Source organism: Flavobacterium sp. ASW18X (assembly GCF_005144745.1).
Classification (GTDB): Bacteria; Bacteroidota; Bacteroidia; order Flavobacteriales; family Flavobacteriaceae; genus Croceivirga.
On sequence record NZ_SWKK01000024.1, the window covers coordinates 37,399 to 59,961 of the forward strand.

Annotated in this window: 28 protein-coding genes; 25 read left to right on the plus strand and 3 right to left on the minus strand. The window is 39.1% G+C overall.

Features of this window, described 5'->3' with window-relative positions:
• Nucleotides 1-4 precede the first annotated feature (4 nt).
• The 24 genes from FBT53_RS14605 (at nucleotide 5) to FBT53_RS14720 (ending at nucleotide 20,984) form a co-directional block, all read left to right on the plus strand.
• The gene (locus FBT53_RS14605; RefSeq protein WP_136951932.1) at nucleotides 5-4,261 is read left to right on the plus strand and encodes a TraQ conjugal transfer family protein; all 4,257 of its coding nucleotides are present in this window, start codon (nucleotides 5-7) and stop codon (nucleotides 4,259-4,261) included.
• A gap of 40 nt (nucleotides 4,262-4,301) precedes the next feature.
• Nucleotides 4,302-4,877, plus strand: a complete 576-nt coding sequence (locus FBT53_RS14610) for an Ig-like domain-containing protein (RefSeq protein ID WP_136951933.1) — start codon at nucleotides 4,302-4,304, stop codon at nucleotides 4,875-4,877.
• A 204-nt stretch (nucleotides 4,878-5,081) separates the two neighbouring features.
• Nucleotides 5,082-5,558, plus strand: a complete 477-nt coding sequence (locus FBT53_RS14615; RefSeq protein ID WP_167989859.1) for a RadC family protein — start codon at nucleotides 5,082-5,084, stop codon at nucleotides 5,556-5,558.
• 54 nt (nucleotides 5,559-5,612) lie between these two features.
• Nucleotides 5,613-5,819: a hypothetical protein gene (locus FBT53_RS14620; protein ID WP_136951935.1), complete on the plus strand. Its 207-nt coding sequence runs from the start codon at nucleotides 5,613-5,615 to the stop codon at nucleotides 5,817-5,819.
• The gene (locus FBT53_RS14625) at nucleotides 5,812-6,015 is read left to right on the plus strand and encodes a hypothetical protein (protein WP_136951936.1); all 204 of its coding nucleotides are present in this window, start codon (nucleotides 5,812-5,814) and stop codon (nucleotides 6,013-6,015) included. Before FBT53_RS14620 ends, FBT53_RS14625 begins: the two co-directional genes overlap by 8 nt.
• 206 nt (nucleotides 6,016-6,221) lie before the next feature.
• Nucleotides 6,222-6,536, plus strand: coding sequence for a hypothetical protein (locus FBT53_RS14630; protein ID WP_136951937.1), 315 nt, complete (start codon nucleotides 6,222-6,224; stop codon nucleotides 6,534-6,536).
• Nucleotides 6,537-6,630: 94 nt separating this feature from the next.
• The gene (locus FBT53_RS14635) at nucleotides 6,631-6,828 is read left to right on the plus strand and encodes a hypothetical protein (protein ID WP_136951938.1); all 198 of its coding nucleotides are present in this window, start codon (nucleotides 6,631-6,633) and stop codon (nucleotides 6,826-6,828) included.
• Between the two features lie 697 nt (nucleotides 6,829-7,525).
• Nucleotides 7,526-7,927, plus strand: coding sequence for a DUF6876 family protein (locus FBT53_RS14640; RefSeq protein ID WP_136951939.1), 402 nt, complete (start codon nucleotides 7,526-7,528; stop codon nucleotides 7,925-7,927).
• Between the two features lie 344 nt (nucleotides 7,928-8,271).
• Nucleotides 8,272-8,577, plus strand: a complete 306-nt coding sequence (locus FBT53_RS14645) for a hypothetical protein (protein WP_136951940.1) — start codon at nucleotides 8,272-8,274, stop codon at nucleotides 8,575-8,577.
• A gap of 3 nt (nucleotides 8,578-8,580) precedes the next feature.
• Nucleotides 8,581-10,296 carry a DUF4942 domain-containing protein gene (locus FBT53_RS14650; protein ID WP_136951941.1) on the plus strand — a complete coding sequence of 572 codons (1,716 nt, stop codon included), beginning with the start codon at nucleotides 8,581-8,583 and terminating at the stop codon, nucleotides 10,294-10,296.
• Between the two features lie 144 nt (nucleotides 10,297-10,440).
• The gene (locus tag FBT53_RS14655; RefSeq protein WP_136951942.1) at nucleotides 10,441-10,857 is read left to right on the plus strand and encodes an ArdC family protein; all 417 of its coding nucleotides are present in this window, start codon (nucleotides 10,441-10,443) and stop codon (nucleotides 10,855-10,857) included.
• A gap of 486 nt (nucleotides 10,858-11,343) precedes the next feature.
• A complete protein-coding gene (locus tag FBT53_RS14660) occupies nucleotides 11,344-11,547 on the plus strand; it encodes a hypothetical protein (protein WP_136951943.1) in 204 nt (67 codons plus the stop codon).
• A gap of 51 nt (nucleotides 11,548-11,598) precedes the next feature.
• Nucleotides 11,599-11,823, plus strand: a complete 225-nt coding sequence (locus FBT53_RS14665; RefSeq protein WP_136951944.1) for a hypothetical protein — start codon at nucleotides 11,599-11,601, stop codon at nucleotides 11,821-11,823.
• A gap of 207 nt (nucleotides 11,824-12,030) precedes the next feature.
• Nucleotides 12,031-13,707 carry a ParB/RepB/Spo0J family partition protein gene (locus tag FBT53_RS14670; protein ID WP_136951945.1) on the plus strand — a complete coding sequence of 559 codons (1,677 nt, stop codon included), beginning with the start codon at nucleotides 12,031-12,033 and terminating at the stop codon, nucleotides 13,705-13,707.
• 266 nt (nucleotides 13,708-13,973) lie between these two features.
• Nucleotides 13,974-14,264 (plus strand): hypothetical protein, encoded by a 291-nt coding sequence (locus FBT53_RS14675; RefSeq protein WP_136951946.1) that lies wholly within the window; start codon nucleotides 13,974-13,976, stop codon nucleotides 14,262-14,264.
• A gap of 64 nt (nucleotides 14,265-14,328) precedes the next feature.
• Nucleotides 14,329-14,607 (plus strand): hypothetical protein, encoded by a 279-nt coding sequence (locus FBT53_RS14680; RefSeq protein WP_169630375.1) that lies wholly within the window; start codon nucleotides 14,329-14,331, stop codon nucleotides 14,605-14,607.
• Nucleotides 14,608-14,750: 143 nt separating this feature from the next.
• Nucleotides 14,751-15,389, plus strand: a complete 639-nt coding sequence (locus FBT53_RS14685; protein WP_136951948.1) for a DNA-processing protein DprA — start codon at nucleotides 14,751-14,753, stop codon at nucleotides 15,387-15,389.
• Nucleotides 15,386-15,760, plus strand: coding sequence for a hypothetical protein (locus FBT53_RS14690; RefSeq protein WP_136951949.1), 375 nt, complete (start codon nucleotides 15,386-15,388; stop codon nucleotides 15,758-15,760). The genes FBT53_RS14685 and FBT53_RS14690 overlap by 4 nt, the downstream gene beginning before the upstream one ends.
• A gap of 15 nt (nucleotides 15,761-15,775) precedes the next feature.
• Entirely contained in the window at nucleotides 15,776-16,663 is an 888-nt protein-coding gene (locus FBT53_RS14695; RefSeq protein ID WP_136951950.1) for a phosphoribosyltransferase, read from the plus strand.
• A gap of 309 nt (nucleotides 16,664-16,972) precedes the next feature.
• Nucleotides 16,973-17,455 carry a hypothetical protein gene (locus FBT53_RS14700; RefSeq protein ID WP_136951951.1) on the plus strand — a complete coding sequence of 161 codons (483 nt, stop codon included), beginning with the start codon at nucleotides 16,973-16,975 and terminating at the stop codon, nucleotides 17,453-17,455.
• Nucleotides 17,456-17,869: 414 nt separating this feature from the next.
• The gene (locus FBT53_RS14705) at nucleotides 17,870-18,256 is read left to right on the plus strand and encodes a hypothetical protein (RefSeq protein ID WP_136951952.1); all 387 of its coding nucleotides are present in this window, start codon (nucleotides 17,870-17,872) and stop codon (nucleotides 18,254-18,256) included.
• A gap of 1,120 nt (nucleotides 18,257-19,376) precedes the next feature.
• Nucleotides 19,377-19,820 carry a hypothetical protein gene (locus FBT53_RS14710; RefSeq protein WP_136951953.1) on the plus strand — a complete coding sequence of 148 codons (444 nt, stop codon included), beginning with the start codon at nucleotides 19,377-19,379 and terminating at the stop codon, nucleotides 19,818-19,820.
• A gap of 5 nt (nucleotides 19,821-19,825) precedes the next feature.
• Complete coding sequence (locus tag FBT53_RS14715; protein ID WP_136951954.1) at nucleotides 19,826-20,125, plus strand: hypothetical protein; 300 nt, start codon at nucleotides 19,826-19,828, stop codon at nucleotides 20,123-20,125.
• A 589-nt stretch (nucleotides 20,126-20,714) separates the two neighbouring features.
• Nucleotides 20,715-20,984, plus strand: coding sequence for a hypothetical protein (locus FBT53_RS14720; RefSeq protein ID WP_136951955.1), 270 nt, complete (start codon nucleotides 20,715-20,717; stop codon nucleotides 20,982-20,984).
• On the opposite strand, the gene FBT53_RS14725 is transcribed toward FBT53_RS14720, so the two are convergent.
• The 3 genes from FBT53_RS14725 to FBT53_RS16150 are packed head-to-tail and all read right to left on the minus strand — an operon-like array spanning nucleotide 20,961 to nucleotide 21,847.
• Nucleotides 20,961-21,248, minus strand: coding sequence for a hypothetical protein (locus FBT53_RS14725; RefSeq protein WP_136951956.1), 288 nt, complete (start codon nucleotides 21,246-21,248; stop codon nucleotides 20,961-20,963). The two genes, FBT53_RS14720 and FBT53_RS14725, sit on opposite strands and share 24 nt — an antisense overlap.
• Nucleotides 21,249-21,264: 16 nt before the next feature.
• Nucleotides 21,265-21,732 (minus strand): hypothetical protein, encoded by a 468-nt coding sequence (locus FBT53_RS14730; protein ID WP_136951957.1) that lies wholly within the window; start codon nucleotides 21,730-21,732, stop codon nucleotides 21,265-21,267.
• Nucleotides 21,707-21,847: a hypothetical protein gene (locus FBT53_RS16150; protein WP_167989875.1), complete on the minus strand. Its 141-nt coding sequence runs from the start codon at nucleotides 21,845-21,847 to the stop codon at nucleotides 21,707-21,709. The genes FBT53_RS14730 and FBT53_RS16150 overlap by 26 nt, the downstream gene beginning before the upstream one ends.
• A 406-nt stretch (nucleotides 21,848-22,253) precedes the next feature.
• On the opposite strand from FBT53_RS16150, the gene FBT53_RS14735 reads away from it, so the two are divergent.
• The coding region (locus tag FBT53_RS14735) for a recombinase family protein (protein WP_136951958.1) at nucleotides 22,254-22,563 on the plus strand (310 nt) is incomplete at its 3' end.

Sequence of the window (22,563 nt, forward strand, 5' to 3'; positions counted from 1 at the left end):
CAAAATGAAAAAAATCTACTATACCATAGGAATCCTACTGTTATTACTTGCTTGTACCAAGGATTTTGATGATGTTATCCTTGATAGTTTCGAGTTTAACTTCACTGTTATAAGTGAAGATAATGGCTTTATATACGAAGGAAGTAAAACTGATTTTAGGGTTGTTCCTGAGCGAACCATAACTACCACAAAGTTCATGTTTAATTATGTCATAGAGGAAGGTGACGGCTTTTTTCAAGACCCTAATGGCAAAGTCCTAGAACAACACGAGGACTTAGAATTAGATGAACTTTTATGGGATTTAAATTATATTCCAACCACCACAGGCACCCATCGGATAACGGTTAAAGCAAAGGACCAAAAGGACAACGAAAAAACGGAAGTTATTGTCTATCAAGTAGATTATGCACCTTTTACTACCTTATTTAATAAAGGCGCAAATAGTTTTATTGTAAATCAAGAAAATGATTTGAATCTTACGGTAGTCTCTGAAACTAATACCGAGTTATATGAAACCTTAAGCATTGAAGATGTAGACCCTTCCTATACGTTAAGTTTTACAGTAGAAGGAGGAACAGGGACATTTATTATAAATGGTGAAAGTTATGACCCTGGGCAGAACGTAAGCATAGGGGAAGGAACATTAGAGTTTGATTATATTCCAAGCACGGTGGGGGAACACGTAATTACCCTTATTGCTACAGCACCAGATGGTGCTATTAGAGAACAACAAATTGTTGTACTCGTTGAGAATGTTCAGTTTTTTATATTGGCAAATACACCTTCCAATACCTTGCCAATAGGTGAAACTATTGATGTTAGTATATCTCTACAGTCCTCTGATAGTAGCGATGAAATCGATTATGACCTTGCATTTTTCTATGCCACAGATTCTGAAGGTGTGGGCACACTAATGGATGAAAACGGAAATCCACAAACCGCAGGACAACCTAGAGAAATAGAACCAGGAAATTATACCTATTCTTTTACCTCTAACGTATTGGGTCAAAAGAAGCTTTATTTTGATGTCTCCGATAGTAATAATCAAGTAAAAAGGGATAGTATTCTTGTCAACGTGACAAGTATTCCATTTTCCTTTAGTGGCCAACCCTCGGCACCTTCTAGTGGGATAAACCAATCGTTGGAGATAAATCTTTCCCTCTCTACCAATGCACCAGAGGGCAGCTCTATAGATTATAACATCAGCTTTGAACAAAACGAAGGTAACGGCCAATTAAAAGACCTTGATGACCAGATAATACCACCTAATACAGCTTATGATGTAACCCCTGGAGTATTTAAGTTGGTATATATTCCTTATACCCTTGGGGAGCATATCCTGACCTTTGTTGCCACCGATAGCTATGGACAGAGTATTACCAGTGAGATAGATATTATGGCAACTAATGCCCAACTTAGTTTTACCGCAGCGGCCACCAATGGCGAAATCATAATGGGCAATAGCAATACCATAAGCGTAAACCTTGGAGAACAGGGAAATACCGGGGGATTGAGCTATGAAATGAATTATTTTGTTACAGGGGGAACAGGCACGTTATATGAAAATGGAGATTCCATATCGCCGTCCACCTATTTTGAAACAACACCAGGAAGTAGAACCTTTAGTTTTACTCCTGACCTGCCTGGTAACTATACAGTTACCTTTATGCTAAGGGACAGTAATGGTCAAATACTAGAAGCTCCAGTGAGCTTCGTGGTCAGCAATACCAATTTCCAGTTTACCGCCAATGAGGCCAATGCAGAAGTAGGCTTGGGACAGAACAACAATATCAACTTTAATATCGTTCCGGGAACTACCAATAACGGAACATCCTATACCATGACCTATGACAGTAGTGGAAATGGAACATTGAGTATCAATGGGGTTCCCTATGGACCGGGGCAGACCATAACCGTGTCCGAGGGTTCCTTTCAAGGTATCTATAACCCGACAAGGACAGGGGATTATACTTTGGATTTTACCGTTCAGGATTCTAATGGCGTAGTACGTACCGATAGTTCTAACTTTAGTGTTAGCAATTCTGATTTTGTAGTGAATGCAGCGGCAAGTCCTAGCCAGATAAATGCAGATGCTTCTAGCACTATCAATATCGATGTGAGCCAAGTGGTACCCAACCCATCAGCCAGTTATGAAATGAGTTACTCGGTACAAGGAGGGTCAGGTCTTCTAAGCGGTCCGAACGGACAATTGCAACCAGGTGTGTTTACACCTATCGGGACAGGTTCATCGAGTTGGGTATATACACCATCCACAGAGGGTTCACATGCTATAACCATCGTGGTACGCGACAATGGGGGAACGGTAAAAGATGAAACCGTTATTGTTACCGTAGCTGGTAGGGACTTTAATTTCTCTGCAGTTGCTACCGGAAATAATTCAAATATTGGACAGGGTGTTCCTGTGAACTTGAACATTGATGAAATCGGTGGAAATGGGGGTACTTATGATATTATAGTAGCTACAACTGGGAATGGTCGTATAAGTTATAATGGAAATTCCTATACTGCAGGAGAACCCTTTACTGTAAACGGAGGGTCTTCAAGTTTTACCTATATTGGAGAAAACGAGGGCGCTCACAATCTTACGGTTACCGCTACGGCAAGCTATGGACCAACGAAAACGGCGAATACATCGATTAACTTTAATTCCTTGGAGTATACCTTTACGGCCGCTGCCCAGAACCCATCAATAACCGTTGGAGAAACTACCCTGGTCAATTTCAATATAAGTGAATCCGTAGGTAATTCAACCTATCAAATAAGGTACGCCTTATCCGGACAAAATGCCTCCATGGCACAGAACGGGGCACAGCGAAGCCCAGGGAACCTTTACCCTGCAAGCTTGGGCAACTTTAGTTGGACCTTGACCGGGCAAGAGGTCGGAACGGTCAACATAACATTTACCGTTATAAATGCCAATGGACTAGAAAGAACACAGACCGTTCAGGTAAATGTGGTTTCTAGGGATTTTAACTTTACTGCAACAGAGGCACAGACAAGTGCGAACCTTGGGGAATTAGTCAACATCAATTTTAATATAATAGAAACAGTTGCTGGAGATACTTATACAGCTACATACACAGGTGATAAAAATGGAGAGTTAATATATAACGGTAATATCTTAATACCTGGTCAAAGTTTTACTATTCTTCCTAATTCTTCAACTGCAGTTTATGAAGCTCTAGAAGATGGGGAGCATATACTTAATTTTACTGTGTTGAGTTCTTCTTCTGTAGAAAAAGAAGATTCAGCAAGGATTAGCTATGATTCAAACCAATTTACCTTTACGGCAACTCCCCAAGATGCGAATATTGATATTACTGATATAGGCGTCGTAAATTTTCAAATTGATGAAACTATTCCTAATATCGAAACTTACTCTGCCATTTATACCAGTTCAAACAATGGTGAGCTTTCTTATAATGGTTCTATTATCAACCCAGGACAAACTTTTATTATTCAAGCTGGAGCAAGTTCTGCTTCTTATGCCACGGTTAACGGTGGTGCTCATACTTTGGACTTCACTGTAACAAGCAGTTCAGGTCAAGGAGAGGAAGATGATGCTACTTTCACATTTACTTCCAATGAATTTACATTTAGTGCAACAGCGCAAAATGGGCAACTTTTTCTTAATGAGTCAGGTACTATAAATTTTGATATAGAGGAAACAGTACCAGGTTTCGATACATATACAGCTACCTTTAGTAATAACAATAATGGTGTTTTCTCCTATCAGGGTCAAACTATTTCTCCAGGAGAAACATTTACCATTATGTCAGGCTCTTCATCTGGGAATTATACAACAGACAATCTAGGTCAACACACTCTGGAATTTTCTGTATTAAGTTCTTCAGGTTCTAATCGTTCAGATAATGCTTCTATAGAATTTGTCCCGAAACTTCCCGTTTTAGATGAAGATGCGTCTAGATACAATATGGATATTTACCGGGATGGGAGCCCTCAAAGTGGTTTTGTTACTAAAAGTACTTTTTATCTGAAGGCTATTATTGACTTTGACGGTGCATCTGTTCAGAATTACCGTATAGCTAACCTTATTACTGGTGATGAATATTATAACGGTGTGTTCAGAGAAACCTATCAACAGACCTTCACAGGAGCACTTAACAATCTAAAAATTAAGATTATTGTAACAATGGAAGACGGAATCATTTTTGAACATATTTTTGATGAATTTAATTGTTTTTCAACAGCACCACGACCTTCTTGTTTTTATAATTAAACGTATTTTTGCTTAACCGTTAAAATTAAATTTACCTCAAATGAGAAATATTAAATTCTTCTTACTATCAAGTGTTATTATTCTTTTTGTTTCATGTGAAAATGAATTAGAAATAAATACTGATGATTTGAGATTAAATGGTAATGATTTATACTTAGATATTGAAGAAACTTTCAACTCAAAGATATTGCCAACAAATGCTACTATGTTAAATTCTACATGGGAATCTATGAATCCAGATATAGCCTCAGTTGAAAAACATACAGGTGTAATTACAGGTGTTTCTAATGGAAAAACAACTATTTCAGTGGTTCAAAATGATGGATATTTTACCGGTGAATTAATTGTTACTGTTGGATATGACCGAATAACTGATATAAGTATTTACCCTATTCCTGATTTACCAATAGATAGCAACTATATAGCTGAAACAAATGTTATTGAGGACAATCCTACGGAAACTGTTATATGGGAATCTATGAATCCGGAAATAGCAACCGTGGACCCTGTTAGCGGAAATATAAGTGCCATTTCTGTTGGGAACGCAAATATTAGGGCAACATTAGAATCCAATACTAATATATTTGATGACAGGATAGTTTCTATAATTGATTAGTTTTAAAGTAATTAATACTCCTCACTTATTTATTTTGTACTCTTAGCAATCTAAGAGTTAGCTGTTACTATGTTTATTTGGGTTGTGTACCCCTACGGTTTTAACTAGGCAAATTTGGTCCTGAATCAATACGCAATATCGCAAGCTCATTGCTTTATTGCTCCCTTTCGGACCATTTGATGCGCCATGTTAAAACCGTACATTATGAGCACACAAAACAAATTCACTAGAATTAGAACCTTTAAAGATTACGTAGGTGAACTAACTGTAACCTATAGAAGAACCAAAGAACTAACCACCAATATCACCTGCAGTAAAGATGCAGCAGATTACATGAGGTATCATTTCGATACCTGTATGGATGACCATGAAGAATTTAAAATATTGCACCTAAACAATGCCAATAAAGTCGTTCACGTTGACCACATTTCAGTCGGTACAGAAGTTGGAACACTTGTAAGTATTCGAAGGATAATACGTAATGCATTAATGACCAGTAGTAAGGCTTTTTTGTGTTTTCACAACCATCCAAGTTCTAAATTAAAACCTTCTTTGGCTGATAAACAAGTAACTAAAAAAATAGCCGATGCTGCAGCTTTAATGGATATGAAAGTTCTAGACCATATCATACTTACACGAGAAGGGTACTACAGTTTTGCCGATGAAGGAATCATGCCCTGATTCCTTATTTTTATTCTATTTGTTTAAATGTACGCTTAAGCGTACATTTGTGTTATGAGCTATAAAAATCATCACCTTAGAACATGGTTTGTAGAACATCCATGTATCTCCCTGCAGTGCGTAGAAAAACTCGCTAATGTGCCTAAAGACACCATACGCCTTTTCGTAAAAGAACATCGCGAATCCCTACCCCAAAAACACTTTAAGTCCATAATTGAAGTTGTATCCCATTACGGCTATATACCCATGGATGATGAGTGATAAACAACCTAATACTATTCAACTTTATCTAAGTTTTGATGAAGACCAGATGCAAGACCTTTTTACCTGTCTTAAAGACGTGTTTTGCTACTATACCAAAAACGATGACCTTGATGGCCTTTTGCGAACCAAATCCGTCTTAGAACGCTTTACTATGAATAACAGCTCATTGTTTCCTAATGATGGTCTGTTTTAAACCATATACTAAATAGCATAATCACAAAATTTAGTTACGGTCATAGCTTATAGTGAACAAATTTCATTGCAAATCTAGGTCAAGCTTTTAATTGGTTCAGTCCCACACCCTACGGGCACGCGCGCAAGCTTATGTGGAACTACCATATAAAAGTCTATTTGACCTTTTCATTAGCATGAAATTTAAGTTCAACTAAAACATTTACTATGAACCGTTACCTAATGATTTTTTCCTTTTTCCTTTTAGCTATTTTAATCTTAGCTTTTTCCTTCGACCAGAAACCAAAACAATTTGAATACAATGAACAATACCAAACCATTTTCATTGCTGATTCTAATGATTACTACACCGCAACATTTACAACTAAAGGCGTTACCTATCAAGTTGATGTCAATCAAAACGGCATCGTAGATATTCACTTTCTACCAAAAGGTAAATACATTATGCGAATCTATGGCGCCAATGAAAAATTTATACGGGCACGTATCAATAAAACTATTGCCCCAGAGTGGGATTTTTGATGTTTGGTTGAATTTGTTTTTTACCGCTCCACCTAAAGGTCGAGCGGTTTTTTTGTGCTATATTGCCCACCCGAAAACACTAACATACAACACCTTGGACAACCAAGAATCCTACGTGCTGCTCTCCGAATTCAATACCTATTTCGTTGAATACCTACTAGGGGAACTCGTAATTACAGACCATATCTCTGAAGCTGCTGTCTTTAAAGACCAAAACCAAGCTAAAAAATTTAAAGAATACCTCTTTGAACACTGTCATATGACCTTTAGCGTGAATACTTTTATTCAATAATTGCATATCCTTTTACGGATACACCCTCACTAATCATTCTCACTTATTACGGATTGACCCTCACTAATTAATTAAATATATATGTATGCTGTTTTTCTAAATTGAACATATATGTATGCTAGAATGTTAAATTCTCACTTATTACGGACACAACCTCACTAATGATATCTATTGCTTTTTTTGCCCTTTTATGGTTATGTATTGACTCCCTATTTATATGTTATACATTGTTTACGTTATATAAAATATTTACATTGTAAAAAAGGTGTTTTAGGTTTGTAATGATTGCCTAGTCCATGCTCTTTATTTCTATGGGTTTACTCCAAATATTTTAAGTAACAGTAAGCTTTATTTTTTTACCCTTTGCTTTAGCAGTATAGCTTTTTCTTTAATTCTCTGTCGGATAGCTATCTTATGGTTAATGCTTTTTATTTTTTGGTCTTGGGCATCCGAGACGGCGGACTTAGCTCCAATATCCCGATGGCAAACTAACCTTATCTATTCGAACCAGGGGGCTACCGCCTCCTTTTCGAAATGCGCTAAGCTTGCCAACGGGAGGATTTCCGCTTGCCCCCTGATGCAAAAAAAACCAATTCATAGGCATACGGATAGGGATTTGTCAGTTTCCATGGATGCCGATTAAAAATTCATTCCGTCCTAGGGTTGAGAACGAATTTTTAACCTTAAAAGCATCCTTATGGAAACTACATTGACAGAATCCCAAATCCGCGAACAACTTAGAATGAACACCGGAACAACACAGTACTTTCACCATCCATTTTTCAAGAACATCAACTACACCGATGGCATTAGAGACCTTTACCAAAAATGTGAGAGCCTGTGGCTGGTAATCGATATTCTAGCTGTCTTAACCACTAAATTCATTAACAAAGAATTCATTACCATTTACCTACACAAGAAAAAAGAAGAAGACAGCTGCTATATCACTTTTCACGGCTATGATGGTAATGAAATCTATCAACAACAATACGCCATTACAGATTTTCCGCTGAATGACTATACCGAAAACGAGAGACACTATCCAGCATTGAAACTCTACTATGCATCACGGGTATTGTACCTGCCAAGTGAGCATTAAAACTTTTTACGCTTTTCGGTTGGGAAGTCAAGAACCGAAACAACTAAGCAAGATACGAGTCAAATACAGTAAAACGAAGCCACCCTTCCAAGGGAGGTAAACGGGCAGTCGGGCAGTCGCATTTTGTAGTTTTTAACCATAGGCATTATCGTTTTTATGCAAAGATGGTAGTCCCCTTTTATCGAATCAAGGTTGGACCATTTCGCAAAGGAGGCAAGCCGATGGATACGCCCAATAAAATCACAGTTTCCACCCCGTTGGTGTGGACCCTCTGAGATTTTATCTGCTTAATCCATCCCACAACTTGCCGTCCCCGCTTCATGTTCAACCTTAATTTATACGATATGGAGAATACTCATTCAACTTCCACTTTTACAACACAGCGCTACATGAACGTACTGTTGAGTTGCGACCAATGGAAATCCCACAACGGTGCTACACCATTATTAACCTTTGAGTCCGATAACGAAATACAAGTTTTTGACCACATCAAAGCCAACCTGAAACTATTCTTCGATGGCTCTAAAAAGACCAGGGAACATAAGTTCCACAACTTTTTTATGGATACCATCGAAAAGAATACCCTAGCGGAAGCTATCAACGGCAATCCCGATATCCTAGCAATGGTCCAACAAATCCCTAATCTATAAGCTATGTTTGGAGAACAATTCTACCCAACACCAGAGCACGTTATCAAAATCATGCTCGAACCCTATTCCGGAAAACACTGGAAAGGCGGAATCAACGGACGTTATGCCGATTGCCCCTGTGGCGACCTACACGATAAGACCATTCTGGAGCCATCTGCAGGGAAAGGCGATATCATCAACTACATCAAAAAGAATCTGTACGACCATGCTAGACAACAGAATGAAGATATCTATGCCATAGAACTCGACCCCAGTCTAGCCAGCATCCTAAAGGACAACGATATCAGCGTTATAGGTAGCGACTTTTTGACCTACCAAAACGATATCTATTTCGATGTGATTGTAATGAATCCACCTTTTAAAAATGGTGATGCGCATCTACTTAAAGCCATCGAAATTGCACACGACACCGATATCGTATGCTTACTAAACGCCGAGACGCTGTTGAATCCACATACCGATAGGCGTAAGCTACTACTGCAGAAAATTGAGCAATATGGCAGCTATGAAATCCTTGGTCCCGTGTTCAGTACCGCCGAACGCAGGACCGATGTCAACGTTGCCCTAGTACGCCTACATGTCAAGGATGAATCCAAAAGCTTTGATTTTGACTTTACAGGATATGAACCCCATACGATAGCATTCGATGAGAGCTTCATCAAGGATGAAATCGCACGAAAAGACCTAATCGGGAACATGATGCTGCAGTTAGAACGCTCCAAAGCTGCATATAAGGAATACATCGAGGCGGAAGCCAAGTGGCACCATGTTTCCAAACCCTTATTATCTCAATACCAAAAGCCTGATGATGTGGACAAAAAATCCCTGTCACCCATCAAACGCTACAACAATTTCAATAACCGCATCAAGGCGAACCTTTGGAGAAATGTTATTACCGAACTGCAGCTGGAACGCTATATGACCTCTAGTATCCGACAGAATTTCCAAAAGTTCGTACAACAGCAGAGCCACATGGCCTTTGACCGAGAGAACGTCAAGGCACTGTTCGATATGCTAATGCTTAACAGTAATACCATATTGGAACAATGCATCACCGAGGTATTCGACATGCTAACAGCCAATTACTACAGCGAGAACCGTATGTACGTGGAAGGCTGGAAAACCAACGACCGCTATAAGGTCAACCGAAAGGTCATAGCCCCCTGTTACGTGACCTATGGCGAATATACCAGTGCCCAATACCTCAAGGAAACCGGTTCCCGTTTTAGCATGTCCTACAGTGGTCGTGACCAATACACCGATATCGATAAGATGCTGTGCTACATCAGCGGTAAACCATACGAACAAATCATCACCATCCAGCGCGCACTGGAAAACAAGTTCGATATCCTTGGATATGTACGTACCGGGGAAAAATTCGACAACACCTGCAAGAGCACCTTTTTCGATATCAAGTTTCATAAGAAAGGCACCGTACACCTGACTTTTCGCGACAAACGCCTATGGCAGGAATTCAATATGCGCGCCTGTAACGATAAGAACTGGTTACCCGATAACGAACGCACCCAATGGGAAGCCAAACAAAAGGCAGCTCGAGAAAACGATACCAATACCAAATCCCATACTACCACAGCACAACTTGTTGAAAACACTAGAGTTGCAAAACCCAAAAAGAAAGCCGTAAAGGCCAAGCAAACCAAGAAGCAACCCTCTGAATTTCAAAACCAACTATTGGAACTCTTCCTTCCGGATTGCTGATGCCCTTTCAAGGGAATACCCCCACGGCGAAAATTGGGGCGGTACCGTGAAATGCCAAATGCAAGATTTGGCGTATTCACCCCAATAATCCCGCCCCTTAGATACCGCCTGTGGGGCCAATCCCACCCTTAAAACAATAACATCATGGAAACAATCTCAGCGAACAAGATTACCAAATCCGATTTTTATCAAAAAATCTTTTCTGCTTCCGGCATGGAAGAAAAACGTGACATTCTAAAGGAACTTAGCGCCACAGCCAAAGCATTGATGGAGTTTAGCCCACATGTGCATGAAGTACGGGTAAACGACGTGATTCTTGAACACATGTACAAAGGTGATGAGCATACCGAGTTCCATACCTTCAAAGGATGGAAGGAACTAGGCTTTAAGGTAAAGAAAGGTTCCAAAGCCTTCTTTATCTGGTCACAGCCAAGGAAAGTGACTAAAAAACAAGAAGATGCCAAAGAAGACGAGTCGCAAGAAAAGCAATACAAAATGTACGGTATCGCACATCTGTTCTCCAATGCCCAGGTGGAACCCATCGATGAAAGCACCGAATAAAGCATACGACACGAATTATCACAGGGGTTCCCTCTCGGGAATCCCTTTTTTTATACAATACTTAGGGTCACGGGAGTACTTATTTCAATAGGTAAAGCCCCTTAAAGGCACCTTGGAATTACCAAATCGTGTTGGTGGGGTATACCGACCCCACTTTTTTGATAGCGTAAAAACGGGAATATTTAACATCAACCTTTAGTTCGAATAGGTGTTCAAACTTGGTGATAGGCCATCGCCTTTTTGGTCTACTTTCCATGTGAACTACTCGGTTGCTGTGCCCTGTGGTGTATTCAAATCATTCCATACTTATTTAAACACAAATTTTAAATGCTGTCAAAAGCATCTTTATCAGGAAGACAAAAAAAATTTAGATGCCCTTGGCCCATAATTTTTTTTGCGTGGTCGTAAACTTCTCTTCCTGGATCCTTTTGCCTTTCTGCATTCCAATTACAGCGTGTAAATAAGTTTAATTTAAATACAAACATCATGGCTTTTACAGCAACAAAAAGAGTAGTTCAAACCGTAGGAAAGTACACAAACTCAAAAGGCGAGGAAAAAACACAATACCAAGACCTTGGAACGGTATTCGAAAACGAGAAAGGTTACGAGAGCATTAAACTTACCGCTCTACCCTTACCCAACGAAAAAGGTGAAGTCTGGATAAACCTTTACCCAATCGACAAAAAATAATAATCCCGGTAAGGCCCCTTTAAGGGGCTTTACCTTTTTAAATCTCAAAACATGGAAACAAGATACTACATATTGACCCCTGAAGGATTTCCGATAGATGAAGAAATCGACCACGAGACCCCTAACCAAGCATGGAACGAGTTCGAGGATTGGAAAAAAAAATTCGAGCGTCAAGGATATTATTCCACCGTTTCGAGGGGTGAGCGCATCAAAATTCCATTGAATAAATTAAAAGATTGCTGCGAATTGCGCACACGTACCCGGTTCCCCGATTAAAAACCCACCCAATCCCGAACGATAAGCCGTTCGGGATTTTTTTTACTTTTTTTTAGCATCAATACTTGGCAAAGGTCAACTCGGTAAATGTTTGTCGGAAAAGGGACGGCATAAAACCGCAAGCTATTTATTCCGTTTCCTTTACACTCCAAAATTTTCACTTCCGTTGGTAAGTCCGCCAGTATTAATCTTAAAATCCAAAGAATCATGGAAGTACAACAAATCCCATTATCCGAAATTCAGTTAGACCCAACCCAACCAAGAAAGAGCTTTTGCGAAAAACGCCTGCAGCTGCTCAGTGAAAACATTGCTGAAATGGGTGTGCTGCAGCCCATAACCGTTATGCCCAGCGAGAATGGGCACGTTATCGTGATGGGCGAAAGACGTTTTAGAGCATCCAAAATGGCCAAGCTGCAGACGATTCCTTGTATCGTTCGCGAGTTCGACAAGGATACCAAAAGCGAGGTGCAAATCGTAGAGAATTTACAACGTGAAGATGTTGAACCCTTGGAAGAGGCTGAAGCGATATTGTTTTTAGCTGGCAAATACTCCCCCGTAGAAATCGGCAAACGTATCGGTAGAACATCGAAGTTCGTACACAGCCGATTGAAACTGGCCCAATTGTCAGAACACTTCAAACCCTTCGTGAAAACCGGTGATATGCCACTTATCACGGCCGTACAACTGGCAACGATGCCTTTGGACGAACAGGAACAACTCCACGAACTCTTGGAGGGACGCTTCGACAAGTGGCGTGTGGAATCCTTTTTGAAGGACCAGTCACAAGACTTGGCAAACGCCCCATTCGACCCCTCTGATAAAGAACTCTATCCCAGCGCTGGAGCTTGTACTACTTGTCCCTTCAACAGTGCCAATACCGGGAACCTATTCGGGGATGACAAACATATCTGTACCAAGAATCCCTGTTTTAGGGCGAAATCGGAACTGTTCTTAAAACGCATCCTTGAGGATTGCAAGAAGGAAAACATCTTAGTAGTGGCTGAACACTCCGATTACGCAAAGGATTGGGAGGATAACGTACATTTTCGCTCCTTACTGCAGTCCCAAGGCCTAAAGGAATACTACCACATGGACTCGGTACGGATAATCCGTAAACCAGAGCAACCCACCATGGAAAAACTTTTGGAGGAATATCCTAACCATGATTGGGAAGAGGGCGAGGCGGAAAACGACCTAAAGGAGCTACTGGAACAATATAGTGAAGACCTTGCAAGATACGAGGCCGCCATCGAGAAAGGCTGCAGGACCGCCATCCTGATGGATACCAAGACCTTTAAATACAAATCCGTGCTGGTCGCCCTGCGTGAAAAGAAAACCGGTACGACCGACGTTTCCGAGGATATTTCCAAGAAGAAAATGGACGAGTGCACAGACGCTGAGAAAATCCTAAAAATAGAGCAGCGTGCCGAGCGTAAAGAACAAATTGAGCGGAACAAGGAGTTCGTCGAACTTTACGATGCCGTAAAGGATGGGGACTACGCCACTCAGACCAAGGCCCTTTCCAAAGAGGAAATGACCGCCTTTTGCATCACCCTATACGAGAACGTTATATCATGGCACAAGAAAAAACTTATTAAGAACTTTTATCCGAAGATGAAAAATACAAGCCCAGAGCAACTCACCGCCAAGTTCCAAGAACGCTTCGATAAGAAGAAGTTCCACCAAATGGCAAGGATACTTATACAGTCCAACCTACATTTTGGTGAGAACAACCACGACAATAACATGACCAACCATAGTTTCTACAAGGCCGTGATGCCCTTCCATAAAGAGGCGTTCCAAACCATAGAAAGCGAATACGCCGATAGGAAAAAACTTCGCCTGGAACGTACTAAGGAACGAATCGACCAGCTGAAAGATTGATTCACTTTTGGTTTTAAGATGGTCCGTAGGCTCAAAAGGCTTACGGACTTTTTTTATATGCTTAAGTTGACGGTACTAGATTCGCCACCGGCGAATCTTTAAGAGATTAATCCATTATTTGTGCAAGTTAAGTTCGCAAAATATTCCCATCAAAAGACTACGGATGAACCAGGCTCACGCTCTTATTAATTCCGTTTCCTTTTGAGCTGAAAATTTTACTTCACTTGATACCATGCCAAATAATTTTTAATCCAAATAACAATTTTATGGAATCAAAACGAATGGCTCAAGTTATTAGCAAATTGCAAGAAAAAGAAAATTTTCCTACCTTAGAAGTAGCCGAATTAATAGACTTAAAGGTGGATTCTGATATGGAAAAAGTACTTAATGCAATTGAAATTATGCAGACTAAAATGGATTCAAAATTTGCCGAGTTAGCGGTAAAGATTGATGAAAATAAAAAAACAACAGACCAAAAATATAACGTACTGTTGTATATGATATCTTTCCTACTAGCCGCTATTACAATAGTAAATATCTATACTCAATTAAAATAGCCCTTGGGCTATTTTTTTTGATTACCCTTTTAATCTTTAATCAGTCAATATTTTGTCATGGTTTTTGAATAACCAAAAACACACGCCAAAGATTAACTATATCAATATGGGTATTTACGAATTTCAACTCCTAAATAAACATGACCAGTGCCAAACACTCTTTAGTCAAGGTACTTTCGTTGATGTGCGCATAGAAAACCATTACCGATATGCTATCTATTCTTTACATCAATTTTGGGTACAAGTCTCCTACAACCAAAACACCAATACCATTGAGCATATCACAGCTTTTATAGCAGGACCGCTATTGGATGCTTTTGCAACAGACCTTACCAATTTATAAGATGTACGTTTATCCGTCTTTTTTTATATCTTGCCAACTGATTCATAAGACCCTATCAACTTTTTTTCTTGGCAAATGTACTACGACACTGCAAAGCGTATTGCAGTTTTTCGTAGCTTGTATTCGCCCGAAAAAAACTACACATGATACAGCAGATGAACATACCACAAGGACATATTCAGCCCAAAAGAGAAGTTCCAAGCTACCTCTCAAAAGGTCTCGACTTTAAGGGGAATAAAGAACTCCTGCAGCACCCTAAAAAAATTGCTATTATTGGCTCAAGAAAACCTACTGCTAAGGGTGAAAAGGCAGCCAAAGAAATTGCCCTTACCATGATTCAAAATAACTGTGTTATCGTTAGTGGTCTCGCTGAAGGAATTGATACCATAGCCCATACGATTACTCTGGATAATCAAGGCAATACCATAGCGGTTATAGGTACACCAATAGATAAGGTTTACCCAAAACAAAATGCAGCACTATCTCAAACTATAGCCGATAAAGGACTTATCCTTTCACAGTTTCCTTTAGGGACACCCGTTAGACCATCCAACTTCCCCCAACGCAATAAAACTATGGCTTATCTTTGCCTTGCTACCTTTATTTGCGATGCTACTGCGAAAAGCGGCACAAGGCACCAAGCCTTAGAAGCTCTAAAACATCATAAATCCGTTTACATCATGGAACATATTATCGATGCGGAAGTACCTTGGGCTTTGAAACTATTAGAGAAGGGTGCAAAAAAACTAACCTTTGATATGATATCTAAATTGAAACCATGACTATAACCCAAAAACCTCCAAAAAACAGTTTTAAGGTCATACTATTTTATTGGGCTGAAGAAGGCGAGCTCTGTATTGACTGCCCACAACTAGGGGTTTTATCCGTCAATCGACTAGAAGAGGGTCAAGAGCAAGAACTTGCTGTTTTGGCTGAAAATCAATTCCATAAAAAACTACGGGAAGACATCAAAAAATCAGGGGGTTCGAAAAATTATTTACGCTCCCAAGTCAAATTCGGAAACGGCAGTCTAACCAAGGATGCGGGTTACCTCCCCAATCCCTTTGAAAGTTTTCAGGAAAAGTATTCCTATATCCAAAGGGTCATTGAACAAGAAGGTTGCCGAAAAACAGAACTTACCATTACCATTTAAAGCATAGCTTTCATAATGGCTATCCAACGCATAAAACTGGCCCATATTGATTATAAAAGTTCCCTGCAGGGAAGTTATGACAAAACCTTCGGCAAAACAAAGGACCGTCTACGCCTAAAAAGGTTTCCTGAACCCGACACCACCGATTTCATCAAGGAAAGGATGGTACCCAAACTATTGGAACGCGTGCAAAGGACGCTCACAAAGGATACGATATTGGTCTGCATGCCCAGAAAGGAGGGCAAGCTAGCCCCCAATGTACTTCCAATAAAATATACCAAACTGCTTTCCGATATCCACAACATACCGCATATCGACCTTAGCGATTACCTTCGGGTAATACAGGAAACGTCCGCCAGAGGTTCTTACTCTGCCGGCGAACGAGCCGATAACCCGTTCAGGATATCCTTCAACGATACCGATACGAAGCAGGAACTCTTGGACAAGCTTTCCAATAAGAAAATCTTATTGGTAGACGATGTAATCACAACGGGGGAAACCTCTGTTGTGATGGCAACGTTCCTAAAAGAGACCGTACCCAATATAGAAATACAAGGGGCTCATGCCCTTGCCGTTGTCAACAACTCGGGACCCACCCCTAGGGACATCATGCGCATCACCGAGAAACTTCATGCCCATTTGCCAAAAATGGACCCCAATAAGATACGGGAGGACGTGCATTTGGCACTAGGTAGCTTTACCCGAAAGAAAGCCATGCGTTTCGAAATAGGTATCAAGGACCTGGCGACTGCCAAAATGAAGTACTACGATATTAAAAAAGATATATCCAAGATACAGAACGGGCTGGGCACATCCATATCGGAACCTGTCGCCAATAAAAGGGCAAATGGCATAAATCAATTAAAAGAAACCAGTACCACTTATAAAAACCGCCGCCATTAATACCCCTACCTTACAATAGGGCAGCCATATCGTTTTGAAGCGAAATAAGCGGGCAAAACTAAAATCCGCACTTAGCGGCACGACACCACACCTTTGGCACGCTCGCAAAGCTCATGAGGTGTCGCCTTAAAGTGCCTTGGATTTTATCCTAAGCCCGTAATTTCAAAACGATAAAACATGGCTATCAAGAACCCAATCGAAAAACAACGGGCACAAAAACAGAACCGTAAACTACAACTTATCGAATCTAAATGCACCGTTAGGGAACACGTCCGTGACGGTATAGCGGCAATCGCCTATACCTACGAAATGGATAACCGGTTCCTAGCAATCGCATACAAAGGCAAGGCAATCAAACCGAAATGGCATTGTTTCTACAAGTCCCCAGAGGACCGAAAAATAGCCATTGAACGCTTTTTCGACAACTTGGCCAACGAACAACAACTAAAGGAGGAACAACGCGAGGGCAAACAAAAGAAACGCTCCGAACTTGCCAAAAAGATAGCTCCCGGAACCCTTCTAAAAGGCTCTTGGGGCTATGACCAAACCAATGTGGACTTCTACCAAATAACAAAGAAGTTCTCACAATTCAAGGTAGGTATCGCCCGTATCGCCGAGGAAGAAGTCCCCAATAGCAGACAATTCGATTCCTGCAGGGTAAGACCCGTAAAGGATAAATTCATATCCCAAGAGGAAATACACATCATTACCAGTTTTGGAATAAAAACTTCCCTATCGACCCTACGTATCATAGAACCCGATAGCGAACATTATAAATCCTGGGGCCGCTAATAACGCTTTATACAACATATACCCTATATAAAAGGTGTGCCATGTTTACCATGTATACACTTTTTTTTATTCCTTGGCGCATTTTCCCATCTATCCCGCTGCGGTAATTGGAAGGTGTCTAACGGACATGCGTAGCCAGTCCGCTCACCACTTACCAAACACCTCGCTCACCCCGTAACCGCTTGAACGCTTCCAAGGCCCATTCCTACGCATAGACCAAAATTTCCCATTCCTATTCCCTTCGATTTTGGATCATGCGCGAAAGCTACCTTGAAAGAACCAAGCCGTTACCCTTGCCCTTGCCCTCTTCTAGGCGTGATTCCCTGTTGGTGAATTCCCTACATAGTGCATAAGATTAAAAATCACACCGTCCCGCGGTGAGTGCAATTTTTAATCTTAAAAACAATTACTATTATGGGATGGACATCATTTCACTACAACGAAACCACACACACCAATTGGTCTGAAAGCCAAGCTAAATCCTTTCTACAAAATGAATTCGAGAACAACGGATATAAAATACCCGTGTTCCATCTGCAGAAAGCAAACACCCAACACGACCATAACGTGCTTTACGTGGTATTCCAACATCCAGACGGCTATAATTTCCTAATGGTGATACTGGTCGATATCAAAGACCAAGAAATCTTTTTCAAGGAGGTTCCAAGTGATTTTGGCCCCGTAGAGGACAAGTGCCCCGTTTCCTTTTTAAACCTACTTCCAGAACCTAAGAGCAATTTCTGCAGGGAATGGCGAAAAAGGGTAATCAAGAACAATGTAGTGCTTAAGGAGATTACTTAATTGCTCTTTAAGAACCTTTTAAAACCATTACTTAACGTAATGGTTTTTTTAATTCTATAATCAATTATTTTAACCTTTTTGATGTAGTTTTTATATACAATAGCTATTAAATTAGCCTATTTAATGTTAATTTGTAACGTATTATTAATGCTATTCGTTACATTTGTACATCAATTAATGTATTAGTATATACTTAAAACACATTAATTATTTGTACAAAAAAAGACCGCTAGTATCGGCCTTTTTATATTTAAAATTTAAGTGTTGTACTCCTTGTACCATCTGTACAGGAAGTCGCATGAACCTAATAAGTAATAAATACTATCAGGTTCCTCAATAAGAAAAAACATTATTTGCGTCATTTTCTTTATGAGAATATGGCATGATTACATCAAGCTGGAAGCTGCAACTTCCGGCTTTTTTATTGGCCTCCCATATTCTAATTTTTAAAGACCAACCGATGATAGGGAACTATTCCCAGATACGAACCTTAATCTTGTCGAACACTTCATACTAGTCAATGCTAGACTCAACGCCAATCCGTCTTTATTTTATATTATAACACCAAACCTATATTAGTGTACTAGTTTTCTCTTATACAAAGTTACTATAAAAACTATTTATTGTTTAGAGATTAATCATTTGTACTATTTATTACTTATTAACAACATAGTTAATACAAATAGCCTTAATTTCAATTGCTTAAAGCCTAAATTAAGCAAAAGATTTTCGTTTTTTTATAGGCTTAATATTTATGGTCATACCTTTATTTTGCATGTTCACTAGATTAGACGATATCCAATAGAACTCCTGAGCCTGCAGCCCAGTCTATACTTACAAATGTAGTTCAATACTACAGTAATTAATTTGTTCTCTACCGTTACGTTTTTAATAATTTTTGACCACAAAAAGGATACATTCTAGATAATACCATGTTCCCCCTGGTTTTTAACTAAACACTTTTGTCTAAGATAAAATGCGATAAACCATTTTTCGGTTTTACAGCTATTTTCATATAGCAAAAAAAGGTGCTGCAGGAACACACCATGGCGCTCACTTATGGTTTTGTTCCTGATATAGCACCGTGCCCCGGCATTATGAAAATGTCTAAACCTTAAAAATGGAATTAAATTTTGATTTTAACAGTAGACCTTCCCTGCCTAAAAGAGGGCTTAAAGTCTACTATGGATGGTCCAAGCTTACACCTAAAGTGATGCGCAAACCTGAGCTAGCCGTATTTTTTGAGAACGCCAACCATAACCCCATGCAGAACCAACGATTTATCGAGCGCCGCATGCACCTAGTACACACACGCAAACAAACCTATGCCGAATCCACCGATTCCTTATATACCAACCGTATGTTCACTAAATATTCCTATCTGATTGAAGAGAAACCTTATCATGGTGACGTGGAACTTGCCCTTGAATACAACTATATTTCCGACGAGAACCATGTTCCCCTTATGCTTAGGGAAATCATTCGCAACAAGCTCCGAAAAACTTTCCCTGAGGCCTATCCCGATTTTAAACACACACCACAAACTTCATTAATCTTTAATTAAATACTATGAAAGCATTTAAAGTAACATTCAGACACACGGATAAAAGCGTTCGACAGGTTCAAGTAGAAGCCTTCAATAAGGAAAGGGCAATTTTGAGATTCAAGGTCAACTGGGGCGAAGAAATGGTCATTCTTAACGTAGTCGATACTAATCAAAGGGTATTCGATATACCCAACGCAATGGAAAGTATTAAGTCCGATTTTGATAATAAGAAAATATCCCTAGAGGAAGCAGCCCTACAAATCCATATTCAAGGTTTCACAAACTATGTAGATATGGATTATGCAAAAGAAAAACTTCTATAATACTACTAACGCTTTTCAGTTGGGAAGTCAAGAACTGTAATTCTAAATAACAGAAAATATATGCCAATCCTTTTTGTCATGGTTTTTGAATAACCAAAAACACACGCCAAAGAAAAATCATCCTTACCTTAATCATTCCTACCAATCAAACCTTTAAGAGATTCTATTAGTTTTATCATCTCCCCATTAGACCTTTTTAAACCATCTTTCCAAGGGAAAAAAATATAGAGTATAAGTACTAAAAAAAGTACTACCGTAACTATCACTTTTTCCGTTATTTTAATCAACAATACCATTTCACTAAATTTATTACCTCTAAGTAATAAAACGTAATAATCATTTAAAAGGACAATTCCATAAGCCTACTGTTTACAGGGGTTTCGATGAAGTTGAGCTATTATTTATAGCGTAATTTTGCTTGACATACCTCTTTAGCGAGTATTTAAAATCCGACGATGATAAGCTTTGAAGAATTTATTGTAAAGTATATTAATGGTGAGTATCCATTTTATTGGTATATTCCACCTCTATTTCTATTATGGGTCTTAGGATTATTTATAAACTCACATCTGAATCGAAAAAGAAACAAATGAAAAAGAACATGAATATGTTCGATTTCATGTTGATGGATAATTTCCGACAGGATGTTATTATGTACAAGTTTTCTAAGAGCCTAGTTAAAATAGAAAAGAATGGAGTTGTTTTCGAGTTAAGAGCACTTCATAACTTCTTTATCGAAGAAGCAACCCGAAGTGATAATCATTTGTACATAGGCCGTAAAGTATTTAGCAATGGTTTTGAACTCGATAAATACCAAAACAATAATCAGGAGTTTCTAGAACTTCTTTCTAGCCACTAACCCTTCATAAATATCTCTTTGCATAAAGAGTTTACTATTGAAATCATGATGCAGCTTTCTTTGGTCATGATAATTGAACGTAAAATAAACAGCAAAGTCATAAGCACTCATGTCACTCTTTTCGTGCTCACTGATAATTTCCTTCCAATTTAAGGTGTATTCTCTAGTATAGTTAATTCGGTCCGTTAATCGAATTATCCAGAGTAAAGCTATATCTATAGCTATCCTTACTTTAGTAATCACATTGAAAAATCGCTTTTTCATATGCTTGGTAGTGGTCTTAAGTTATTCCTTTCTGTCTTTTGTCTCTACCGTAAAAAAAGTAATTCACGCCTAATAATAGAGACAAGACCAAAACTACTAAAAATTTGCTTGTCAGAGAATTATATTCGGTGAAACGAGCATTGGTCAAAATCATAATGAGCTGATAAAACGACACCCCTACTGGAACAAGTAACGCTGCTCTATAAGATTTACCATGTGCATCCAAAAACCACCCTAGAAAACTTAAATGTATCGATAGATGTAATAATAGGTTGTACAAGAATATCCGATAAGAAGAATACCCGACAATATATCCTTCCTCATCGGTTAAAAATTTTTCAATACCTAAATCTGGTACCCAGCTGTTCGTGCCTTCTCCAGAACTGGTTATCAAATCATGTAAAAAAGGAAGGGTGGCCATCATAATAATGCCCACCCATTTTAGGAAATCCTTCTTTTTAGGTATCTCTCTCTTTCCATTCATCCTTTCGGATGGATTGCTGTTCTGTTTGGTTGTCATACTCAGTTAGGTCTTCTTTTTCGCATGCCACACTTACAACTGCAAGGAACATGAGAACTGTTAAAATACGAATTTTCATTTTACTTGGATTTTAATGTTTCCCTTAAAATTATACATCGTACCAGCCTGTTGTAGGCCTTATCCTATATAGTTGTAAAGTTTTAATTAACAAAGAAACCTTAAAATGAAGCAGAAATGACAATCCCGTTACAATACTAAAGCAGTTAGGTAACGGGATTAAATCGGGGGACACTACGAATATGCTCTACAATATATACAAAAACGTTAATCCATCATAACAAATGCTATTTTTATAACTATATAGGATAAACAGTTTCCCATTTTATTAATAAGATAAAAACTAGAGTACACATAAACCACCCTTTTTTTGAACTTTAATTTCAAAACCTAATTCTTAATTCTATACGGTTTACTATTGCCGTACACTTAAATAGTTTACCTTGTATACCTTTTAATACCACATTATGAAATTTGGTTACGCACGGGTTAGTACAAAATCCCAAAAACACGATTTACAAGTAGATGCTTTTTTAAAAGAAGGAATACACCCTCCTAATATTTATACGGATGTTTCTTCTGGAGCCAAAGCGGAACGGAAAGGTTTGGATGAAATGCTTAAAAAGTTACGCGAAGGCGATACCGTAGTAGTTTGGAAGTTAGACCGGATAGCAAGGAGCCTTTCTCATTTGGCAAAGTTGGTAGAAGAGTTTGAACAAAAAGGCGTACATTTCAAGAGTATTCAGGAAAGTTTTATCGACACCACTTCCCCCCATG